This is a genomic window from Spirillospora sp. NPDC048819, from assembly GCF_040650055.1.
Classification (GTDB): Bacteria; Actinomycetota; Actinomycetes; order Streptosporangiales; family Streptosporangiaceae; genus Spirillospora.
The window spans coordinates 28,727-45,236 of record NZ_JBEZGN010000002.1 but is presented as its reverse complement, the minus strand read 5'-3'; the positions used below and the strand labels follow the sequence as shown (position 1 = coordinate 45,236).

Genomic DNA, 16,510 nt, shown 5'->3' with positions numbered 1-16,510 from the left:
GACCGGCTTCTGGCATGTCATGTCGTTTCTGGGAAGCGCGGCTTTCTACGTTCCCCTGATAGTCGTCCTGTTCTGGTGCGCGGCCCCGCGCCTGGCGGCCCGGGCAGCGGTGATCCTGCTGTTCGGCGCGTTCCTCAACACGCTCCTCAAGCTGGTCTTCCACGACCCCCGCCCCTACTGGACGGATCCCGCGGTCGAGGGCGAGCAGTCGCACTCGTCGTTCGGGATGCCGTCCGGCCATGCCCAGAACGCACCGGTGGCCTGGGGTTTCTTCGCCGCCCAGACACGGCGGCGGCTCCTCTGGGCGGCCGCCGTGGTCATCGTCGTCCTGGTCGGAGTCTCCCGCGTCCGCCTGGGAGTCCACTCGATCGGCCAGGTCCTCGGCGGCGGAGCCATCGGCCTGACTCTCCTGGTGGCCGCACTCGGGCTGGAACCCATCGTCGTCCCGTGGTGGAAACGCCGTCATCTGGCCGTCCAGATGGCCCTTGCCCTCGGGATCTCTCTGCTGCTGCTGGGCGCGGCCTGGGGGGCGCTGCAACCGCTCCAAGACTGGCAGTGGCCGAGCACCTGGGCACGCGCCATACGAGCTGCCGGGGGCGACATCGATCCCGTCAACCTGGTCGAATCGGCCAGAGCCGCGGGCGGGTTCTGCGGCGTCCTGGCCGGGATCTCCCTGCTTGCGGCCCGCGGCTGGTTCGACCCTGGCGGAAGGCCCTGGCAACGCCTGGCACGGGTCCCGGTGGGCCTCGTCGGCGCCGCCGTCGTCTACCCCTTCGCCGGGACGGACGTGGTCCAGTCGTTCATCGTCCAAGCGGTGCTCGGCCTCTGGGTCACGGCCGGCGCGCCGGAGGCCTTCGTCCGCCTCCGGCTGGCCCGCCGTCCCACCCCCGCGCTCACCCGGCCGGGTGAGGAGCGGGCGGGACTGCGCCAATAGACTCGGACATCATGGCTCCTCAGATCGCACCCAGCATCCTGTCCGCGGACTTCGCCCGCCTGGCCGACGACGTCGCGCGCATCGCCGACTCCGCCGACTGGGTCCACGTCGACGTCATGGACAACCACTTCGTCCCGAACCTCACCTTGGGGCTGCCCATCGTCCAGGCACTGCTCAAGCACAGCGCGCTGCCGCTCGACTGCCACCTCATGATCGAGGACCCGGACCGCTGGGCGCCCGAGTACGCGGAGGCCGGCGCGAAGAGCGTCACCATCCACGCCGAGGCCGCGAAGGCCCCCATCCGCACCCTGCGCACCATCCGCGCCGCAGGCGCGCGCGCGGGACTGGGCGTCAACCCGGCCACCCCCGTCGACGGCTTCGAAGACCTCCTCGGCGAGATCGACATGCTCCTCCTCATGACCGTCGAGCCCGGCTTCGGCGGCCAGAAGTTCCTGGACGTCGTCCTGCCGAAGGTCCGCCGCGCCCGCGAGCTCATCAAGGGCCGCGACCTCCCCGTCTGGCTCCAGGTCGACGGCGGGGTCAGCGCGGAGACCATCGAACGCTGCGCCGAAGCGGGAGCCGACGTGTTCGTCGCGGGCAGCGCCGTCTACGGAGCCGACGATCCCGCCGAGGCCGTCCGCAGACTCCGCGGCCAGGCCGAGGAGGCGACCGCCAAGGCCGACTGGTGATCCTGCCCTGCGCCGCCGTCCTGTTCGACGTGGACGGCACCCTCGTCGACTCGACGCCCCTCGTCGAACGGGCGGCCCGCGAATGGGCCGCCGAATACGGCATCGACGCCGGCGAGTTCCTCTCCAACGCAACCGGACCCGGCCGGCTACCTCCAGGCGGCCCGGCGCCTGGGAGTGGACCCGGCCGCCTGCATCGTCATAGAGGACGCCCCCGCGGGCATAGCGGCCGGCCGCGCCGCCGGCGCCACCGTCCTGGCGGTGACCACCAGCCACGATTCCGCCGTTCTGACCGAGGCTCACCGCATCATCCGGGACCTGACGGTGGTGACCGCGACCCGGACAGGACTTCGCCTCACCGGCTGACACGGGAGTGCGCGCTCAGCCGGTCTCGGTGGCGATGCCGAGGGAGGAGCGGAACATCTCGTGGACCTGGAAGCGCTTGGCGGCCCCGAGGTTGAGGTGCTGCACCTGGTGGCTTCCCAGGAACCTGCCGTTCGCGTTGGCCTCCGCGGTGAGCAGGCCCGCCCGCCAGAGAACCTCGATGAGGTCGCCGGGGTTGCAGAACGGCAGCCACGTCTCCGTCCCGTGGGTGGGAATGTCGCCGACGGCCAGTTCGAGGCAGAGGAGTTCGAGTTCGTCGCGGCCGAACGTGTGCGGCCGGCTGCGGAATATCTCGAAGACGCTCAGCAGGCCCGGGTACTGGGAGCGGTACTCGGCGGCGATGTCCTTGGTCCGCTCGGCCGAGTAGCCGTACTCGCAGCGCTCGATCGCCGAGTACGGCACCGGGAGCCTGGACGTCCGTCCCCTGGCCTGCGCCAGCGCCTCCGAGCAGAACTGGATGATCTCCCTCGGCCGGTACAGCGTCCTGTCGACCATGTAGCGGAAGGACTCGTCCCTGGCCCGGCCCGGCGGCGAGGCGAAGACCGCCGACCAGCAGGCCCGGTCCCCGGCCCGTTCGAGGGCCTCCGCGTCGAAGCCCTTCTCGTGGGCCGAGTACCGGATCCGCTTGGCGATCAGCTCCAGCAGCGACTCCTCGGACCAGTAGATCTTCTCCAGCAGGTCCCGGTGCTTCTGCGCGTCCTCGTACAGGGCGGGGATGTCGTCGTACAGCTCCTGCCGCAGCGACACGTAGACCCGCAGGTTGTCGTGCAGCGCGTTGATCGACACGCACGCCTGGAACAGCCCCGAGACGAACGCCTTCGCGTCCTCGGACGAGTCCCACCCGCGGTCCAGTTCGTCGACGAGCACCACGACCCGCTGGCCGTCCAGCACCTTCCGCAGCGCCGGCAGCAGGTTCTGGATCTCCTCCAGCTTGTAGAGCCGGTCCAGCTCGCGGGTCCGCAGACCGGCCTCGATCGGCCCGATCTTGATGGCCTCCAGCCGCTTCAGGTACGACACCAGCAGCGACAGCGTGCCGAGCTGGCCGGCGCCGTGGTTGTCGCGGATGTACTTGTGGATCTCCCGGCCGCCGCCCTTGGTCAGCCGCATGCCCTTCCTCGCCAGCGCCTTCATGACGAGGATGTAGATCAGGTACTTCCAGGCCGCGGCGTAGGCCCCGTGCTTCGCCCACGACCCCGCGTCCTCCGCCGCCATCGTCGAGCTGAGCAGCTCGTAGGAGTAGTCCTCGGGGCTCAGTTCGATGACGTGGCTGCCCGCCGCGCGCTCCCGCTTGGCCAGCACCTTGAAGATGGCGCTCTTGCCGGCCCCGCGGTTGCCCATCAGGATCGTCTTCGCCCCCGACCGGACCCGCTGGTAGGCGTCGGATTCGACGAAGTACTTCTCCAGCCCGCGCGAGATGTCCCGCTCGGCGGAGGGGGTCCCGAAGTCGAGAACGTCCAAGATCTTCGGCGACAAGCTCAACTTGGCCATGGGCCTTCCCCGGCAGGCGGCATGCTTTCGCAAACGAGTTTCACCCGCCCCCCTCGGTCCGGCAAGACCTACCGCGAACCGGACTTCACGTACGCGCCGACCGGACGGGCCGGTCGGCGCGCGGTGTCACGTGAAGAGGCGCGGCGTCAGGCGAAGAGCGGGCCCACGAGGTTGAGGCCGGGGTGGGAGTCGGAGGCGTAGAGGACGAACAGGGCCAGGGCGCCGCCCGCGAGGGAGACGTCCTTCAGGAACTGGAGCTGCTCCTGCTGGCGCGCCTCGGGGGACTCCTGCTTCCAGAAGTCGTGGAAGACGAACGCGGTGATCAGCAGGAACGGGACGAGGGCGATGGCGGCGAGGTCGGGCCAGATGCCGAGGATGAGCAGGACCGAGGCCAGGATGATGTAGACGCCCGAGACCTGGACGGCGAGCTTCGGCTGGGGGAGCTTCTTGGCTCCCGCGTAGCCGGCCATGGCGTCGGTGGCGGTGAGATGGCCGATGCCGGCGCCGATGAAGATCGCGGTAAAGATGATGCGGGCGATGAGTGCGACGACGTCCATGACTGCCTCCTGGGGGAATGTCGTCATGCGTCACTTGCGTCCCGTGATCTACCCAGATTCAAGATCGTTGAACGTTGAATCAACTGCGATGTGCCCGGCGCGGGCGGGCTTCGTGGCGATGGTCACATCGGGCGGGAATGGAAGGCGTGGCACACTGGTTGCCAAGCATGAACGCGTGCTCCGGGGTCGGTGAAATTCCGAACCGGCGGTGACAGTCCGCGACCCGGCCGAAGCCATCGGCCGGTTGACCCGGTGAAACTCCGGGACCGACGGTTAAAGTCCGGATGGGAGGCAGCGCGCGGCACGCCCCTGACCAGGGGTGTGCGCTGATGTGCGGACGTCCCCCGGAGCCCTGATCTAGGAGGCCCGGGAGAGGATGTTCACCGGCATCGTCGAGGAACTCGGCGAAATCGTGGGGGTCGAACCCCAGGGTGACTCGGTCAAGCTGACGGTCCGCGGGCCGCTCGTCACCCAGGACGCCGTGCACGGCGCGTCGATCGCCGTCAACGGCGTCTGCCTCACCGTCGTGGACGTCGCGGACGAGGTCTTCACCGCCGACGCCATCAAGGAGACCCTGGACAAGTCCAGCCTCGGCGCGCTGGAGACCGGCTCCAAGGTCAATCTGGAACGTCCCGTGCGGCTCTCCGACCGGCTCGGAGGCCACCTGGTCCAGGGCCATGTGGACGGCGTCGGCGAGATCATCTCCCGGGAGCCGGGGGAGCGGTGGGACGTCATCACCGTGTCCCTGCCCCCCGGCCTGAGCCGCTACCTCGTGGACAAGGGCTCGATCACCGTGGACGGGATCAGCCTCACGGTCGTCGAGGCCGGCGCAGACCGGTTCAGCATCGCCCTCATTCCGACGACGCTCGCGCTCACCACGCTCGGCCACAAGAAGCCCGGCGACCCGGTGAACCTCGAAGTGGACGTCGTCGCCAAGTACGTCGAACGCATGCTGGGTGACCGCTCCGGGTCCCCCGACAGGAGGCACGCATGAGCGGCAACGACAACGGGATCTTCGACTCCATCGAAGCGGCGGTCGCCGACATCGCGGCGGGACGCGCCGTCGTGGTCGTCGACGACGAGGACCGTGAGAACGAGGGCGACATCATCTTCGCGGCGGCGAAGGCGACGCCCGAGCTGCTGACGTTCACGATCCGCTACACCAGCGGCGTCATCTGCGTCCCGATGGAGGGCGACGACCTCGACCGGCTGCAGATCCCGCTGATGACGGCGCAGAACACCGAGCGCATGCGCACCGCTTACACGATCAGCGTGGACGCGCGGCTCGGCGTCAGCACCGGCATCTCCGCCGCCGACCGGGCCCACACGATCCGCACGCTGTGCGATTCGGCGTCGGAGCCGCGCGACCTGGTCCGGCCCGGCCACATCTTCCCGCTGCGCTACCGCGAGGGCGGCGTCCTGCGCCGCCGGGGGCACACCGAGGCCGCCGTCGACCTGGCCAGGATGGCGGGGCTCACCCCGGCGGGCGTCCTCGCCGAGGTCGTGAACGAGGACGGCACCATGGCGCGGCTGCCGGAACTCCAGGTCTTCGCCAAGGAGCACGGGCTCAAGCTCATTTCGATCGAGCAGCTCGTCGAGTACCGCCGGCGCCACGAGGCGATGGTCACGCGCGTCGTGGAGACCCGCCTGCCCAACCGGTACGGGACGTGGCGCGCGGTCGGGTTCTCCAGCGCCATCGACGGCGGCGAGCACGTCGCGCTGGTCCTCGGGGACATCGGCGACGGCGAGGACGTCCTGATCCGGGCGCATTCGGAATGCCTCACCGGAGACGTCCTGCACTCCGAGCGCTGCGACTGCGGGACGCAGCTGGACGCCGCCATGGAGCGCATCTCGGAAGAGGGACGCGGCATCGTCCTGTACCTGCGCGGCCACGAGGGGCGCGGTATCGGCCTGCTCGCCAAACTGCGGGCGTACGCGCTCCAGGACAACGGGTCCGACACCGTCGACGCCAACCTGGAGCTCGGGCTCCCCGCCGACGCGCGCGAGTACTCCAACGCGGCCCACATGCTGCGTGACCTCGGCGTACGCTCGGTAAGGGTGCTCACCAACAACCCGGAAAAGCTCCGGGGGCTGGACGGTTTCGGCCTGGACGTGCGGGGACGCGAGTCGATGCCCGTCATCGTCACCGAGCACAACCGGCGCTACCTGACGGTCAAGCGCGACCGTCTCGGACATCAGATCGAGGGACTCTCATGAGCGGCGCAGGACGCCCCGAGGACATCACCGTCGACGCCGCCGGCGTCACGCTCGGCATCGTCTGCACCCGCTGGCACGGGCGCGTCACCGACCAGCTCCTGGACCGCGCGCTCGCGGCGGCGAAGGCCTGCGGCATCGACCAGCCCGTCGTCACCCGCGTCGCCGGCGCGCTCGAACTGCCGGTGATCGCGCAGCAGCTCGCCCGCGACCTCGACGCCGTCGTGTGCCTCGGCGCGGTCATCCGGGGCGCGACCGCCCATTTCGACTACGTCTGCGATTCCGTCACCGCGGGTGTGACCCGCGTCGCGCTCGACGAGGCGACTCCGGTGGGCAACGGGGTCCTCACATGTGACACCATTGAACAGGCACTGGAACGCAGCGGGCTGCCCGACAGCTCCGAGGACAAGGGATGGGAGGCGACTGTGGCCGCACTCGACACGGCACTGACCCTGCGAGGTCTGCGGCATCACGGTCACGCCGGGCACGGCCCGGAGCATATGTAGGGGTCCAGGGGCTCCGCCCCCTGAAGCGACTCGCGCATTCGGGCTCCTGAACCGACTCGGTACCTCACTCTCATCTCAACCGAAAGGCAATTCCGTGCTGTCACTAGTCCTGCCCAAGGGGTCGCTGGAGAAGGCGACCATGCAGCTGTTCGACGCCGCCGACCTCACCGTCCAGCGCGCGTCGGACCGCGACTACCGCGCCTCCATAGACGACCCCCGCATCGACCGGGTCCGCGTCCTGCGCCCGCAGGAGATCCCGACCTACATCGAGCAGGGCCTGTTCGACCTCGGCATCACCGGCCGCGACTGGATCACCGAGACCGACGCGGACGTCGTGAGCCTCGGCGAGCTGAAGTACTCCAAGGCGACGTCCAACCCCGTCCGCGTGATCATGGCGGTGCCGGACGGCGCGCCCTGGCAGACGGTGTCCGACCTGCCGGAGGGCGTCCGGATCTCCACCGAGTTCCCGGCGATGACCAAGCGGTTCCTCGACCAGCACGGCGTCAAGGCCACGGTCGTCCCGTCCTACGGGGCGACGGAGGCGAAGGTCCCCGACATCGTGGACGCGATCGTCGACCTCACCGAGACCGGCTCGTCCCTGCGCAAGAACGGCCTGCGCATCCTCGACACGCTCCTGACCAGCTACACCGAGCTGGTCGCCAACCGCGAGGCCTACGAGGACGCGGAGAAGCGCGCGGCGATGGAGGACGTCTCCCTGCTGCTGCAGGGCGCGATCCGCGCGCGCGGCAAGGTGCTGCTGAAGCTGAACGTCGCCGAGGGCGACCTGCAGAAGGTCCTGGACATCATGCCCGCGATGGCGTCGCCCACCGTGACGTCCCTGGCGGGCGGCGAGTCGAACGCCGTGGAGTCCGTGGTCGCCAAGCGCGGCGTCAACACGCTGATCCCGGCGCTGAAGGCCGCCGGCGCCCACGACATCCTCGAAATCCCGATCGCGAAGATCGTTGACTGAGGTTCCGGCACTGCCGACCGTGTGGCGCCCGCGCACCACGCGGATCGTCGCCTACATCACGGCGGGCGTGATCGTGCTGGGCCTGATCGTGCTCGCCGTGGTGGTGGCGCCCCAGTTCAAGTTGTCCGACCGCGTCCTCATGGTCGCGTTCGGCGCCCTCATCGCGTGGATCCTGCACATGCTCGCCCGCTGCCGCGTCGTCGCCGACGAGGCGGGCCTCACCGTGGTCAACGCGTTCCGCACCCGCCGTTTCGAATGGGCGGAGGTCGTGGACGTCTCCATGTCCGTCGGCGAACCCTGGCCCACCCTCGACCTGGCCGACGGCACGTCCATCGGCGCGATGGGCATCAACGGCGCCGAGAAGACCCTGGCCACCCGCCAGCTCACCGAACTCAAAACCCTCCTCCACGCCCGAGGCGAAGCGCCCGACCCCCGCTGAACGCCGCGGCGGAGGCCGGGAAGGTGCCCGGCGCAGAGCCGCCGCGGGTTTCAGAGCGAGGTGAGAAGGGTGACGGTGCCGGCGGTGATGAGGGCGGCGGCCCAGAGGCGGTCGAGGTTGAACCAGGCGCGGTGGAGGATCGCCAGGCCGACGATCTCGTAGACCAGCACCGCGATGACGCCCGCGACGGCGAACATCGACAGGGTGTGGACGGCGGTGACGAACACGCCGGTGGACAGCGCGCCTCCGGAGGACGCCGCCAGCCCGTGATCGTGGCCCGCCGGGGCCGTCCCCGACGCGGTGAGAATGGGCAGGAGCATGAGCCCGGCGCCGTGCATCGACGACATCAGGAACGACCACCCGGCGAGCTGCCACAGCGAGATCCGCATGCCGACCCAGCGGAAGTGGCGCCGGGACAGCAGCCGCCAGAGGCCGAAGCCGACGAGCACGACGCCGCCGCCGATCGCGACCGCCCGGGTCGCGACGACGGAGCGGGTCAGCGCGACGAGGACGGCGACGGCGCCGACGGACGCGGCGTGGCCCGCGGCGATGGCCGGGAGCGACTGCAGGACCGGAGACCTGCTGCGCTCCTGGAGGCCGCGGGCCACCGCGAACAGCCAGCCCATCGCGGGGTTGAGGCCGTGGAACGCGCCGAGCGCCACGAGGGCGGCGAGCGAACCGTCGTTCACGTCACGGGTAGCAGTAGGAGTCGGAGGAGGCGTCCCCGCCCTGCAGGCGCGTCTGGTGCGGGCGGCGCCCCCGGAACGCGTCGCCGTTCGGGAAGAACCGCCGGTCGAACGCGATGCCGTCCGGGGTGGCGTCGAGCTTGGCCATCCACGCGCCGACGCCGTCGGGGAAGAACTGGTCGTCCCACGAGCCGTAGAGCGAGTTGGTGACGTAGACGCGTTTCCCGTCGCGGCTGATCTCCACCATCTGCGGGCCGCCCGCGAGGGGCCGGTCCGGGGCGGCGGGGTGCGGCGTCCGGCCGACGATGCCGCCGATGCGCACCGAGCCCGCCTCGACGGGGTTGAACGGGTCGCCGACGTTGTAGCGCCTCAGCTCACCGGTGCCCCAGCACGACACGTACAGCCACTGGTCGTCGACGGACAGGTCGATGTCGGTCACCAGCGGCGGGACGGCCCCGAACGGCTGGATGACGGGCGGCAGGCCGGACGCGTCGGCGGGTTCGGCGGGGATGGTGATGACCTTCTTCGCGGCCCAGGAGTCGCCGTCGCGGTGCCAGACCCACACGGACGCCGACAGGTCCTCGACGTTGACGACCACGCCGGCGAACCCGTACAGCCTGGTCGGGTCGTGCGCGGGGCGCAGTTCCAGGACCATCTGGTGTTCGTCGCCGAGGTCGACGGTCTGGACGTGCTTGCGTTTGCGCAGGTCGAAGAAGTTCAGCGAATGCCCGTACTTGCGGCCCAGCAGCAGTTCCGCGACGACGCCGTCCTCGACCATGGACGGCGTGCCCCACTCCGAGGTGATGAGGACGTCGTGGGCGATGTGCCACCACGCGTCGTAGGCGAAGTACTGCGGGCCCCGGTCGACCTCCCAGCGTCCGAGCACGTCGAACGAGGTGTGGTCGAGCAGGGCGATCCCGCCTGGCCCGTCCTCGCCGTCGGCGCCGCCGAGGGCCGTCAGGTAGAGCCCCTCGGGCCCGCAGTGGACGGTGTGCGGACGCGAGTATCCGGCGCGTTTGGCCAGCTCGTCCGGTTCCAGGGTCCTGATGATCTGCGGTGAGGTGGGGTCGTCCTTGGTGTCGATGACGTAGACCCGGGACGACCGCAGCCCGGGGACGATCAGGTAGCGGCGTTCGACGTGGGGATGCGGGGAGCCTGGGCACAGGGCGCTGCTGCACGCGTTCCATCCGAAGTGGTGCAGTTCGTCGCCGAGGTGGGGGAGGTCGGTCCAGCCGACCACGGAGCCGTAGGAGCCCGAGTCAGGGTCGACGTCCAGGACCGCGATCGCGTCGGGCTTCTCGGCGGCGCGGTCGAACGCGGCCACGTACGCGAGTTTCTCGGGCGGGGCGGAGGCGGCGTCGCGGGGGGAAGCGTAGAACGTCGGGTCTGGCTTCCACAGTGCCATGGTGGTCCCTTCAGGCGATGAGCGGCCGATGCCGAGACATGGCCAGCGTCCAACCGGAGCGGCGGAATGTCCACGGGCCGTTACAGAACGGCATGGCTTGCTCGCCGTCCGGTGACACGGCATAGAAGGCATTCCCTACCGTCTTAACATGAAAATGGTCCTCACGGGAGGGGGACCGCGAAAACGCAAGGGCTCCGGGCATGTGAGTTGCGCCTCGGGCTGAGTAGCCTGAGAGCCGTGGGGGAGACGGCGCCGATGACGATGGACCAGGTCGGATCGCCCGCGGATCTCGCGGGCCTGCTCGACAGGCACGCCTACCTGTGCGACGAGGGGCTCGCGACGGCGTGCTTCCTCGCGCTGCGCATGGGGCGGCCGCTCTTCCTGGAGGGAGAGGCGGGCGTCGGCAAGACCGAGCTGGCCAAAACGCTCGCGCGGGGGCTCGGCGCGCCGCTGATCCGGCTGCAGTGCTATGAGGGGCTGGACGCGTCCCAGGCCCTGTACGACTGGGACTTCCCGCGCCAGCTCCTGCACCTGCGCGCCGCCGAGGCCGCGGGCGTCAACGACGTGACCCGGCTGGAGGGCGAGCTGTACGACCGGCGGTTCCTGCTGGCCAGGCCGCTGCTCCAGGCACTCGAAACCTCGCCGAGCGTCCTGCTGGTGGACGAGCTCGACCGCGCCGACGACGAGTTCGAGGCGTTCCTGCTCGAAGTCCTCAGCGACTTCACGATCACCGTCCCCGAGCTGGGCACGATCCGGGCGGAGCGCCCGCCGGTCGTCGTGGTCACCTCCAACCGCACCCGCGAGGTCCACGACGCGCTGAAGCGGCGCTGCCTGTACCACTGGCTGGAGCACCCGTCGTTCGACCGCGAGGTCGCCATCATCAGGCGGCGGCTGCCGGGTGCGGCGGAACGGCTCGCCGGGCAGGTCGCCCGCGCCGCGCAGCGGATGCGCGAGACGGACCTGCTGAAGCCGCCCGGCGTCGCCGAGACCCTCGACTGGACCGAGGCCCTCGTCGCGCTCGGCGTCCGCGAGCTGGACCCGGGGACCGCGGCGGTGACGCTCGGCGCCGTCCTGAAGTACCGCGAGGACCAGCAGCGGGTGCTCGGCGGCGGCCTAGAGGCCCTGCTCAACGGGGGGTGAGCCGGCGTGGAGCGGGACGTCACCGAGACGATGGTCGGCTTCGCCAGGACGGTGCGCGCCGCGGGCGGCGCCGCCGACCCCGAGCGGGTGCAGGCGATGCTGGCGGCCCTCGACCACCTCGACGTCCTCGACCCGTCCGACGTGTACTGGGCGGGGCGCCTGACGCTGTGCGCCGACCCCGACGACCTCGCCCGCTACGACCGGTGCTTCGCCGCGTACTTCTCCGGCGCGACCGCCCGCGCGGGGCGCCGCACGCCGCCGCCCGTGGTCGTCCGCCGGATGACGATGCCCGACCCGGGCGCGGAGGCGGGCGCTGAGGAGGCGGGGGAGCTGAAGGCCGTCACCGCCAGCGCGGTCGAGGTGCTGCGCGACCGCGACATGGCGCGGCTCGGCGCCGCCGAGCGCGCCGAGGTCGCCCGGCTGATCGCGGTGCTGAACGCGGGGGCCGAGCGGCGCAGATCCCGGCGGTTCGCGCCGTCGTCGACGGGCCGCCTCGACCCGGCCAGGACGGTCCGGGAGACGCTGCGCCGGGGCGGTGAGACGTCCCTGCTGCGCCACCGCACGCACCGCACCCGTCCGCGCCGCGTCGTCCTGATCGTGGACGTCAGCGGCTCCATGAGCCCGTACGCCGACGCGCTGCTGCGGTTCGCGCACGCCGCCGCCCGCTCCGGCGGACGGGACGTGGAGGTCTTCAGCGCCGGCACCCGGCTGACCCGCCTCACCCGGGAACTGCGCCACCGCGACCCGGACGCGGCGATGGCGGCGGCGTCCGCTGCCATCCCGGACTGGAGCGGCGGCACCCGGCTCGGCGAGGAGCTGAAGGAGTTCCTCGACCGGTTCGGGCAGCGCGGCCTGGCCCGCGGCGCGATCGTGGTGATCGCGTCGGACGGCTGGGAGCGCGGCGACGCGGCGCTGCTCGGCGAGCAGATGGCACGGCTGCACCGGCTCGCGCACCGGGTCGTGTGGGCGAACCCGCACAAGGCGCGTCCCGGGTACGAGCCGCTGACCGCGGGAATGGCCGCGGCGCTCCCGCACGTCGACGACTTCACGTCCGGGCACAGCCTCGCGGCCCTGGAAGAGCTGGCCCGTCTCGTGGCCGGCGGCGGGCGGCGACCAAGGAACTCCGGGAAGGGGAACGCACATGCGTGACGTCCTCGGCGACATCGCCGGCTGGTACGCGTCGGGGGAGACGTTCGGGCTCGCGACCGTCGTGAACACCTTCCGCAGCGCGCCGCGCCCGCCGGGCGCGGCGATGGCGGTGTCGCCGGGCGGGGAGGTGACGGGCAGCGTGTCCGGCGGCTGCGTCGAGGGCGCCGTCTACGAGCTGGCGCAGTCGGTGCTGGAGTCCGGCGAGCCGGTCGTGCAGCGGTACGGGGTGAGCGACGACGACGCGTTCGCCGTCGGCCTGACCTGCGGCGGGATCCTGGACGTGCTGGTGGAGCCGGTCGGCCCCGCCACGTTCCCGGAGTTCGCCGACGTCGCCGCGTCGATCGAGCGGCACGAACCCGTCGCCGTCGCCACCGTCGTCGCCGGACCGGGACGGATCGGCGCCCGCCGCGTCATCTGGACCGACCGCGCGTCCGGGTCGCTCGCGCCGGGCGCCCCGCACGCCGCCCGCCTCGACGCCGCGGCCGACGACGACGCGCGCGGCATGCTCGCCCAGGGGGTCACCGGGCAGCGCCACTACGGGCCCGCGGGGGAGCGGAGGCTGGACGACCTGACCGTCTTCGTGCACTCCTACGCCCCGCCGCCCCGGCTGCTGGTGTTCGGCGCGATCGACTTCGCCGCCGCCGTGGCCCGGGTCGGGAAGTTCCTCGGCTACCGCGTGACGGTGTGCGACGCGCGGCCCGTGTTCGCCACGCCCAAGCGGTTCCCGGAGGCGGACGAGGTCGTGGTGAAGTGGCCGCACAAGTTCCTGCAGGAGACGGCGGCCGACATCGACGAGCGGACGGCGATCTGCGTCCTGACCCACGACCCCAAGTTCGACGTCCCGCTGCTGGAGGTCGCGCTGCGCACCGACGCCGGCTACGTCGGCGCGATGGGTTCGCGCCGCACCCATGACGACCGTCTCGCCCGGCTCCGCGAGGCCGGGATGACCGAGGCCGAGCTCGGGCGGCTGCGCTCGCCGATCGGCCTGGACCTCGGCGCCCGCACCCCGGAGGAGACGGCGGTCTCGATCGCGGCCGAGCTCGTCCAGCTCCGCTGGGGCGGATCCGGGCGCCCGCTCACCGACACCTCCGGCAGGATCCACGCCGACGCGCCGTGACCGGACTACCCTCACGGGATGACGGTGCGGTCTTTTGGGCACGGTGCGGAGTCCCCGGCGGGCCTGCTGCTCGCGGCGGGGGAGGGCAGGCGGCTCGGGCGTCCGAAGGCGACGCTCGAACTGGACGGTGAACGGCTGGTCGACCGGGGCGTGCGGATGCTGCGGGACGCGGGCTGCTCCCCGGTCCTCGTGGTGGCCGGGGCCGAACCCGTCGAGGTCATCGGCGCCGTCGTCGTCCCCAACGCGGACTGGCGCGTCGGCATGGGCTCGTCGCTGCGCGCCGGGCTCGCCGCGCTGCCGCCCGCCTGCCCCGCCGTCGTGGTCGCGCTCGTCGACCAGCCCCTCGTCACCTCGGCGGCGGTGACGCGGCTGATCACGGCCTACGAGGAGGGCGCCGAGATCGCCGTCGCGACCTACGGGGGAGCGCCGCGCAACCCCGTCCTCCTGCGCGCCGGGCACTTCGCCGCCGTCGCCGAGACCGCGGTCGGCGACACGGGCGCACGCGCCTACCTGCGCGCCCACCCCGACCGGATCACCCACGTCCCCTGCGACGACGTGGCGGCGCCCGACGACATAGACACCCCCGACGACCTGCTGAGCTACGAACGGGACGCCTTCAGCCGCCGGTCGCCCCGCCCGCGCTCATGAGGCGGGCAGGACGCTCTCGTCGAGGGCGCCGCAGTCCACGGCGCGGCGGAGGCGGGACGTGAGGGCCTTGATGGTGGCGGGCTCGTCCAGGACGCCCGGGTCGCCCGCCGCCTGCTCGTGCCACGCCCGGACCCGCCCGATGACGTCGTCGACGCCGCTCAGGTGGAAGGCGTACACGGCGGCGTAGCGGCTCGGCAGGTGCGCGGGATGCAGGTCCCAGCCCTGGTAGAAGCCGTGCCGCAGCGAGTGCAGGACGTGCGCGGCGTGCGTCGCCCAGGCCGCGTTGACCTCGTCGGGCCCGTCGTTGCGGGGGATGACGTTGGTGGAGCCGTCCGACAGCCGCACCCCGGTGCCGGCGAACGTGACCTGCATGACGTGCCGGGCGAAGTCGCAGGCGGGATGGTCGAGGCGCTGCTCGTGCGGCGGCAGCCCCAGCGCGGCGGTGTAGTCGAACACGCCGAAGTGGGCGGCGGTGAGACGGCCGCCGGCGGCGGCCGCGATGCCGCGCAGCGCGGTCCGGCCCTCGCCGTCCAGGATCGCCTCGGGCGTCTCGACCTGGATCTCGAACCGCAGGATGCCGGACGGCAGGCCGAGCGCGGTCTCCAGCCGGTCCAGGTACTCCACGAACAGCGCGACGTGCTCGGCCGCGACCACCTTCGGGAACGTGATGGTGAACCCGCCGGGCAGCCGCCCGAGGCGGTCGCGCAGCGCGGTGAGGAACCCGTCGAGCGTCCGCATCGCACGATCGTGCCCGCCGTCGGCGAACGACTTGATCCGCACGCCCCAGTAGTGGGGGAGGCCCTTGACCTGGTACGCCGCGGCGACGGCCTCGACGACCTGCTCGATGTGCGCGTCCTCCTCCGCGTCGGGCCGCACGCCGTAGCCGTCCTCGAAGTCGATCCGCACGTCCTCGACCGGCTCGGCGGACAGCTTCGCCGCGACCCGCTCGCGGACCAGCCCGGCGATCTCCGGATCGAGCCCGAACGCCGCGCCGAACGACCCGGCGCCCGGCGTGTGCGTGTTCAGCAGCCGCAGCGCCTCGGCGCCGAAGTCGGCCGGCGTCGAGCGGGAGAACCGGTCGGCCGGCACGTACACCGTGTGGACCGGCTGCCGGCCGTCGGCGCCGCCGGGATGGCGCTCGCCGTGCTCGTCGCGGACGGCGGCGATGCGCGCGGACAGGTCGTCGAACGAGGAGACGCTGAAGTTCACCCGGCCATGATCCCCCAACCCGCCCCGGCTAGGGAACCCGCCGAGGGTCAGGAGCCCGCGACGATGCCGTAGGTGCCGGTGCAGCCGGTACCGGGCTTCAGGTCGATGACGCCCTCGCCGGTCGCGAACGCGTTGGGCGGGCATGTCATGGGTTCGACGCCGAGGCCCTCGCGCGGGGACGGGGCGTTGTCGGCGGTGTAGATCATCATCCAGGGGTGTGCCTCGTCGGCCCAGAGCCGCACCGTCCGGTCGTTGCCGGCCAGGGTCACCCAGACGCGGCCGTCGCCGCCGCGGTTCAGGCCGGTGAACGCGGTGTCGATCCGCCGGTCGCTGAGGACCGGGCCGGCGCGCAGGTCGTACTTGGTGCCGGTGACGTCCAGGGACGGCCCGGACGGGATCATCCGCTCGTCCACCGGGACGTACCGGTCGGCGCCGAGCATGACCTCGCACGCGTCGATGGGCTCGCCGACCGTCAGGTAGGGGTGCGCGCCGTGGCCGTACGGGGCGGTCGCCGTCCCCGCGTTGCGGGCGGTGACGCGGACGTGCAGGCCGTCCGCCGCGTCCAGGGAGTACTCGGCCTCCAGGTCGAGGCGGAACGGGTACCCGGCCGTCGCGAGGAGCCGGTGCGTCAGCCTCACCCGGTCCGGCTCGTGCACGGCGGCCCGCCACGGCGCCCAGCGGGTGAGGCCGTGGATGGCGCAGTCACGGTCGGGCTCGGAGATGTCGAGCCGGTGCGGTACGCCGCCGTAGTCGTAGCGGCCGCGGTCGATGCGGTTCGGCCACGGGATCAGCAGATGCCCGAACGCCGCCGGGGCGGGCTCGTCGGCGCCGTGCGACAGCACGAGCGGCCGCCCCTCGTGCGTCAGCTCGCGCAGGCTCGCGCCCGACTCGGTGATGACCGCCTGGTACGGCCCGGCGCTGAGGGCGTACTGCTCCCCGGTGATCGACTCGCTCATGTCCGGGACGCTACCCGCTGCC

At 71.8% G+C, this 16,510-nt stretch carries 18 protein-coding genes and 1 riboswitch; of the genes, 12 read left to right on the top strand and 6 right to left on the bottom strand.

Features of this window, described 5'->3' with window-relative positions; genetic code table 11:
- Positions 1-19: 19 nt before the first annotated feature.
- The 3 genes from AB0C35_RS03290 to AB0C35_RS03280 all read left to right on the top strand — a co-directional run bounded on the left by AB0C35_RS03290 (position 20) and on the right by AB0C35_RS03280 (position 1,986).
- Positions 20-934 carry a phosphatase PAP2 family protein gene (locus tag AB0C35_RS03290; RefSeq protein ID WP_358449965.1) on the top strand — a complete coding sequence of 305 codons (915 nt, stop codon included), beginning with the start codon at positions 20-22 and terminating at the stop codon, positions 932-934.
- An 11-nt stretch (positions 935-945) separates the two neighbouring features.
- On the top strand, positions 946-1,623 hold the full coding sequence (rpe, locus tag AB0C35_RS03285) for a ribulose-phosphate 3-epimerase (RefSeq protein WP_358449963.1): 678 nt from the start codon (positions 946-948) through the stop codon (positions 1,621-1,623).
- Between the two features lie 174 nt (positions 1,624-1,797).
- Entirely contained in the window at positions 1,798-1,986 is a 189-nt protein-coding gene (locus AB0C35_RS03280; protein WP_358449961.1) for a hypothetical protein, read from the top strand.
- Positions 1,987-2,001: 15 nt separating this feature from the next.
- Here the strand turns inward: AB0C35_RS03280 and AB0C35_RS03275 are convergent, their stop codons facing one another.
- Together AB0C35_RS03275 and AB0C35_RS03270 are read right to left on the bottom strand one after the other, a co-directional pair.
- The gene (locus AB0C35_RS03275) at positions 2,002-3,492 is read right to left on the bottom strand and encodes a hypothetical protein (RefSeq protein WP_358449959.1); all 1,491 of its coding nucleotides are present in this window, start codon (positions 3,490-3,492) and stop codon (positions 2,002-2,004) included.
- Positions 3,493-3,638: 146 nt separating this feature from the next.
- Positions 3,639-4,049, bottom strand: coding sequence for a DoxX family protein (locus AB0C35_RS03270; protein WP_358449957.1), 411 nt, complete (start codon positions 4,047-4,049; stop codon positions 3,639-3,641).
- A gap of 171 nt (positions 4,050-4,220) precedes the next feature.
- A riboswitch (FMN riboswitch) is annotated at positions 4,221-4,351 on the top strand.
- Between the two features lie 74 nt (positions 4,352-4,425).
- Between AB0C35_RS03270 and AB0C35_RS03265 the strand changes: the two genes are divergently transcribed.
- From AB0C35_RS03265 to AB0C35_RS03245, 5 genes are all read left to right on the top strand, one after another.
- The gene (locus AB0C35_RS03265; RefSeq protein WP_358449955.1) at positions 4,426-5,043 is read left to right on the top strand and encodes a riboflavin synthase; all 618 of its coding nucleotides are present in this window, start codon (positions 4,426-4,428) and stop codon (positions 5,041-5,043) included.
- On the top strand, positions 5,040-6,266 hold the full coding sequence (locus tag AB0C35_RS03260) for a bifunctional 3,4-dihydroxy-2-butanone-4-phosphate synthase/GTP cyclohydrolase II (RefSeq protein WP_358449953.1): 1,227 nt from the start codon (positions 5,040-5,042) through the stop codon (positions 6,264-6,266). Before AB0C35_RS03265 ends, AB0C35_RS03260 begins: the two co-directional genes overlap by 4 nt.
- On the top strand, positions 6,263-6,769 hold the full coding sequence (gene ribH, locus AB0C35_RS03255; protein ID WP_358449951.1) for a 6,7-dimethyl-8-ribityllumazine synthase: 507 nt from the start codon (positions 6,263-6,265) through the stop codon (positions 6,767-6,769). Before AB0C35_RS03260 ends, ribH begins: the two co-directional genes overlap by 4 nt.
- A 94-nt stretch (positions 6,770-6,863) precedes the next feature.
- Entirely contained in the window at positions 6,864-7,739 is an 876-nt protein-coding gene (gene hisG, locus AB0C35_RS03250) for an ATP phosphoribosyltransferase (protein WP_358449949.1), read from the top strand.
- Positions 7,732-8,178: a PH domain-containing protein gene (locus tag AB0C35_RS03245; RefSeq protein ID WP_358449947.1), complete on the top strand. Its 447-nt coding sequence runs from the start codon at positions 7,732-7,734 to the stop codon at positions 8,176-8,178. Before hisG ends, AB0C35_RS03245 begins: the two co-directional genes overlap by 8 nt.
- Before the next feature lie 50 nt (positions 8,179-8,228).
- On the opposite strand, the gene AB0C35_RS03240 is transcribed toward AB0C35_RS03245, so the two are convergent.
- Positions 8,229-8,867 (bottom strand): hypothetical protein, encoded by a 639-nt coding sequence (locus AB0C35_RS03240; protein ID WP_358449945.1) that lies wholly within the window; start codon positions 8,865-8,867, stop codon positions 8,229-8,231.
- Position 8,868: 1 nt separating this feature from the next.
- Positions 8,869-10,269, bottom strand: coding sequence for a selenium-binding protein SBP56-related protein (locus AB0C35_RS03235; protein WP_358449943.1), 1,401 nt, complete (start codon positions 10,267-10,269; stop codon positions 8,869-8,871).
- 255 nt (positions 10,270-10,524) lie between these two features.
- Between AB0C35_RS03235 and AB0C35_RS03230 the strand changes: the two genes are divergently transcribed.
- Genes AB0C35_RS03230 through AB0C35_RS03215 form a run of 4 tightly spaced genes read left to right on the top strand, consistent with a single transcriptional unit; the run spans position 10,525 to position 14,323 of the window.
- Positions 10,525-11,409 (top strand): MoxR family ATPase, encoded by an 885-nt coding sequence (locus AB0C35_RS03230; RefSeq protein ID WP_358451092.1) that lies wholly within the window; start codon positions 10,525-10,527, stop codon positions 11,407-11,409.
- Between the two features lie 6 nt (positions 11,410-11,415).
- Positions 11,416-12,558, top strand: a complete 1,143-nt coding sequence (locus AB0C35_RS03225) for a VWA domain-containing protein (RefSeq protein ID WP_358449941.1) — start codon at positions 11,416-11,418, stop codon at positions 12,556-12,558.
- Positions 12,551-13,675, top strand: coding sequence for an XdhC family protein (locus tag AB0C35_RS03220; protein WP_358449939.1), 1,125 nt, complete (start codon positions 12,551-12,553; stop codon positions 13,673-13,675). The genes AB0C35_RS03225 and AB0C35_RS03220 overlap by 8 nt, the downstream gene beginning before the upstream one ends.
- A gap of 18 nt (positions 13,676-13,693) precedes the next feature.
- Positions 13,694-14,323 carry a nucleotidyltransferase family protein gene (locus AB0C35_RS03215; RefSeq protein WP_358449937.1) on the top strand — a complete coding sequence of 210 codons (630 nt, stop codon included), beginning with the start codon at positions 13,694-13,696 and terminating at the stop codon, positions 14,321-14,323.
- On the opposite strand, the gene AB0C35_RS03210 is transcribed toward AB0C35_RS03215, so the two are convergent.
- Positions 14,318-15,532, bottom strand: a complete 1,215-nt coding sequence (locus tag AB0C35_RS03210; RefSeq protein WP_358449935.1) for an aldolase — start codon at positions 15,530-15,532, stop codon at positions 14,318-14,320. The two genes, AB0C35_RS03215 and AB0C35_RS03210, sit on opposite strands and share 6 nt — an antisense overlap.
- A 47-nt stretch (positions 15,533-15,579) precedes the next feature.
- Positions 15,580-16,488, bottom strand: coding sequence for an aldose 1-epimerase family protein (locus tag AB0C35_RS03205; protein WP_358449933.1), 909 nt, complete (start codon positions 16,486-16,488; stop codon positions 15,580-15,582).
- Between the last annotated feature and the right edge of the window lie 22 nt (positions 16,489-16,510).

Bases quoted from the DNA above. Each gene is read 5' to 3' on its own strand.
- AB0C35_RS03205 (WP_358449933.1), bottom strand. From the start codon at position 16,488: ATGAGCGAGTCGATCACCGGGGAGCAGTACGCCCTCAGCGCCGGGCCG.
- AB0C35_RS03265 (WP_358449955.1), top strand. From the start codon at position 4,426: ATGTTCACCGGCATCGTCGAGGAACTCGGCGAAATCGTGGGGGTCGAA.
- AB0C35_RS03230 (WP_358451092.1), top strand. From the start codon at position 10,525: ATGACGATGGACCAGGTCGGATCGCCCGCGGATCTCGCGGGCCTGCTC.
- AB0C35_RS03220 (WP_358449939.1), top strand. From the start codon at position 12,551: ATGCGTGACGTCCTCGGCGACATCGCCGGCTGGTACGCGTCGGGGGAG.
- AB0C35_RS03270 (WP_358449957.1), bottom strand. From the start codon at position 4,049: ATGGACGTCGTCGCACTCATCGCCCGCATCATCTTTACCGCGATCTTC.
- rpe (WP_358449963.1), top strand. From the start codon at position 946: ATGGCTCCTCAGATCGCACCCAGCATCCTGTCCGCGGACTTCGCCCGC.
- AB0C35_RS03215 (WP_358449937.1), top strand. From the start codon at position 13,694: ATGACGGTGCGGTCTTTTGGGCACGGTGCGGAGTCCCCGGCGGGCCTG.
- AB0C35_RS03275 (WP_358449959.1), bottom strand. From the start codon at position 3,492: ATGGCCAAGTTGAGCTTGTCGCCGAAGATCTTGGACGTTCTCGACTTC.
- ribH (WP_358449951.1), top strand. From the start codon at position 6,263: ATGAGCGGCGCAGGACGCCCCGAGGACATCACCGTCGACGCCGCCGGC.
- AB0C35_RS03235 (WP_358449943.1), bottom strand. From the start codon at position 10,269: ATGGCACTGTGGAAGCCAGACCCGACGTTCTACGCTTCCCCCCGCGAC.
- AB0C35_RS03260 (WP_358449953.1), top strand. From the start codon at position 5,040: ATGAGCGGCAACGACAACGGGATCTTCGACTCCATCGAAGCGGCGGTC.
- AB0C35_RS03290 (WP_358449965.1), top strand. From the start codon at position 20: ATGTCGTTTCTGGGAAGCGCGGCTTTCTACGTTCCCCTGATAGTCGTC.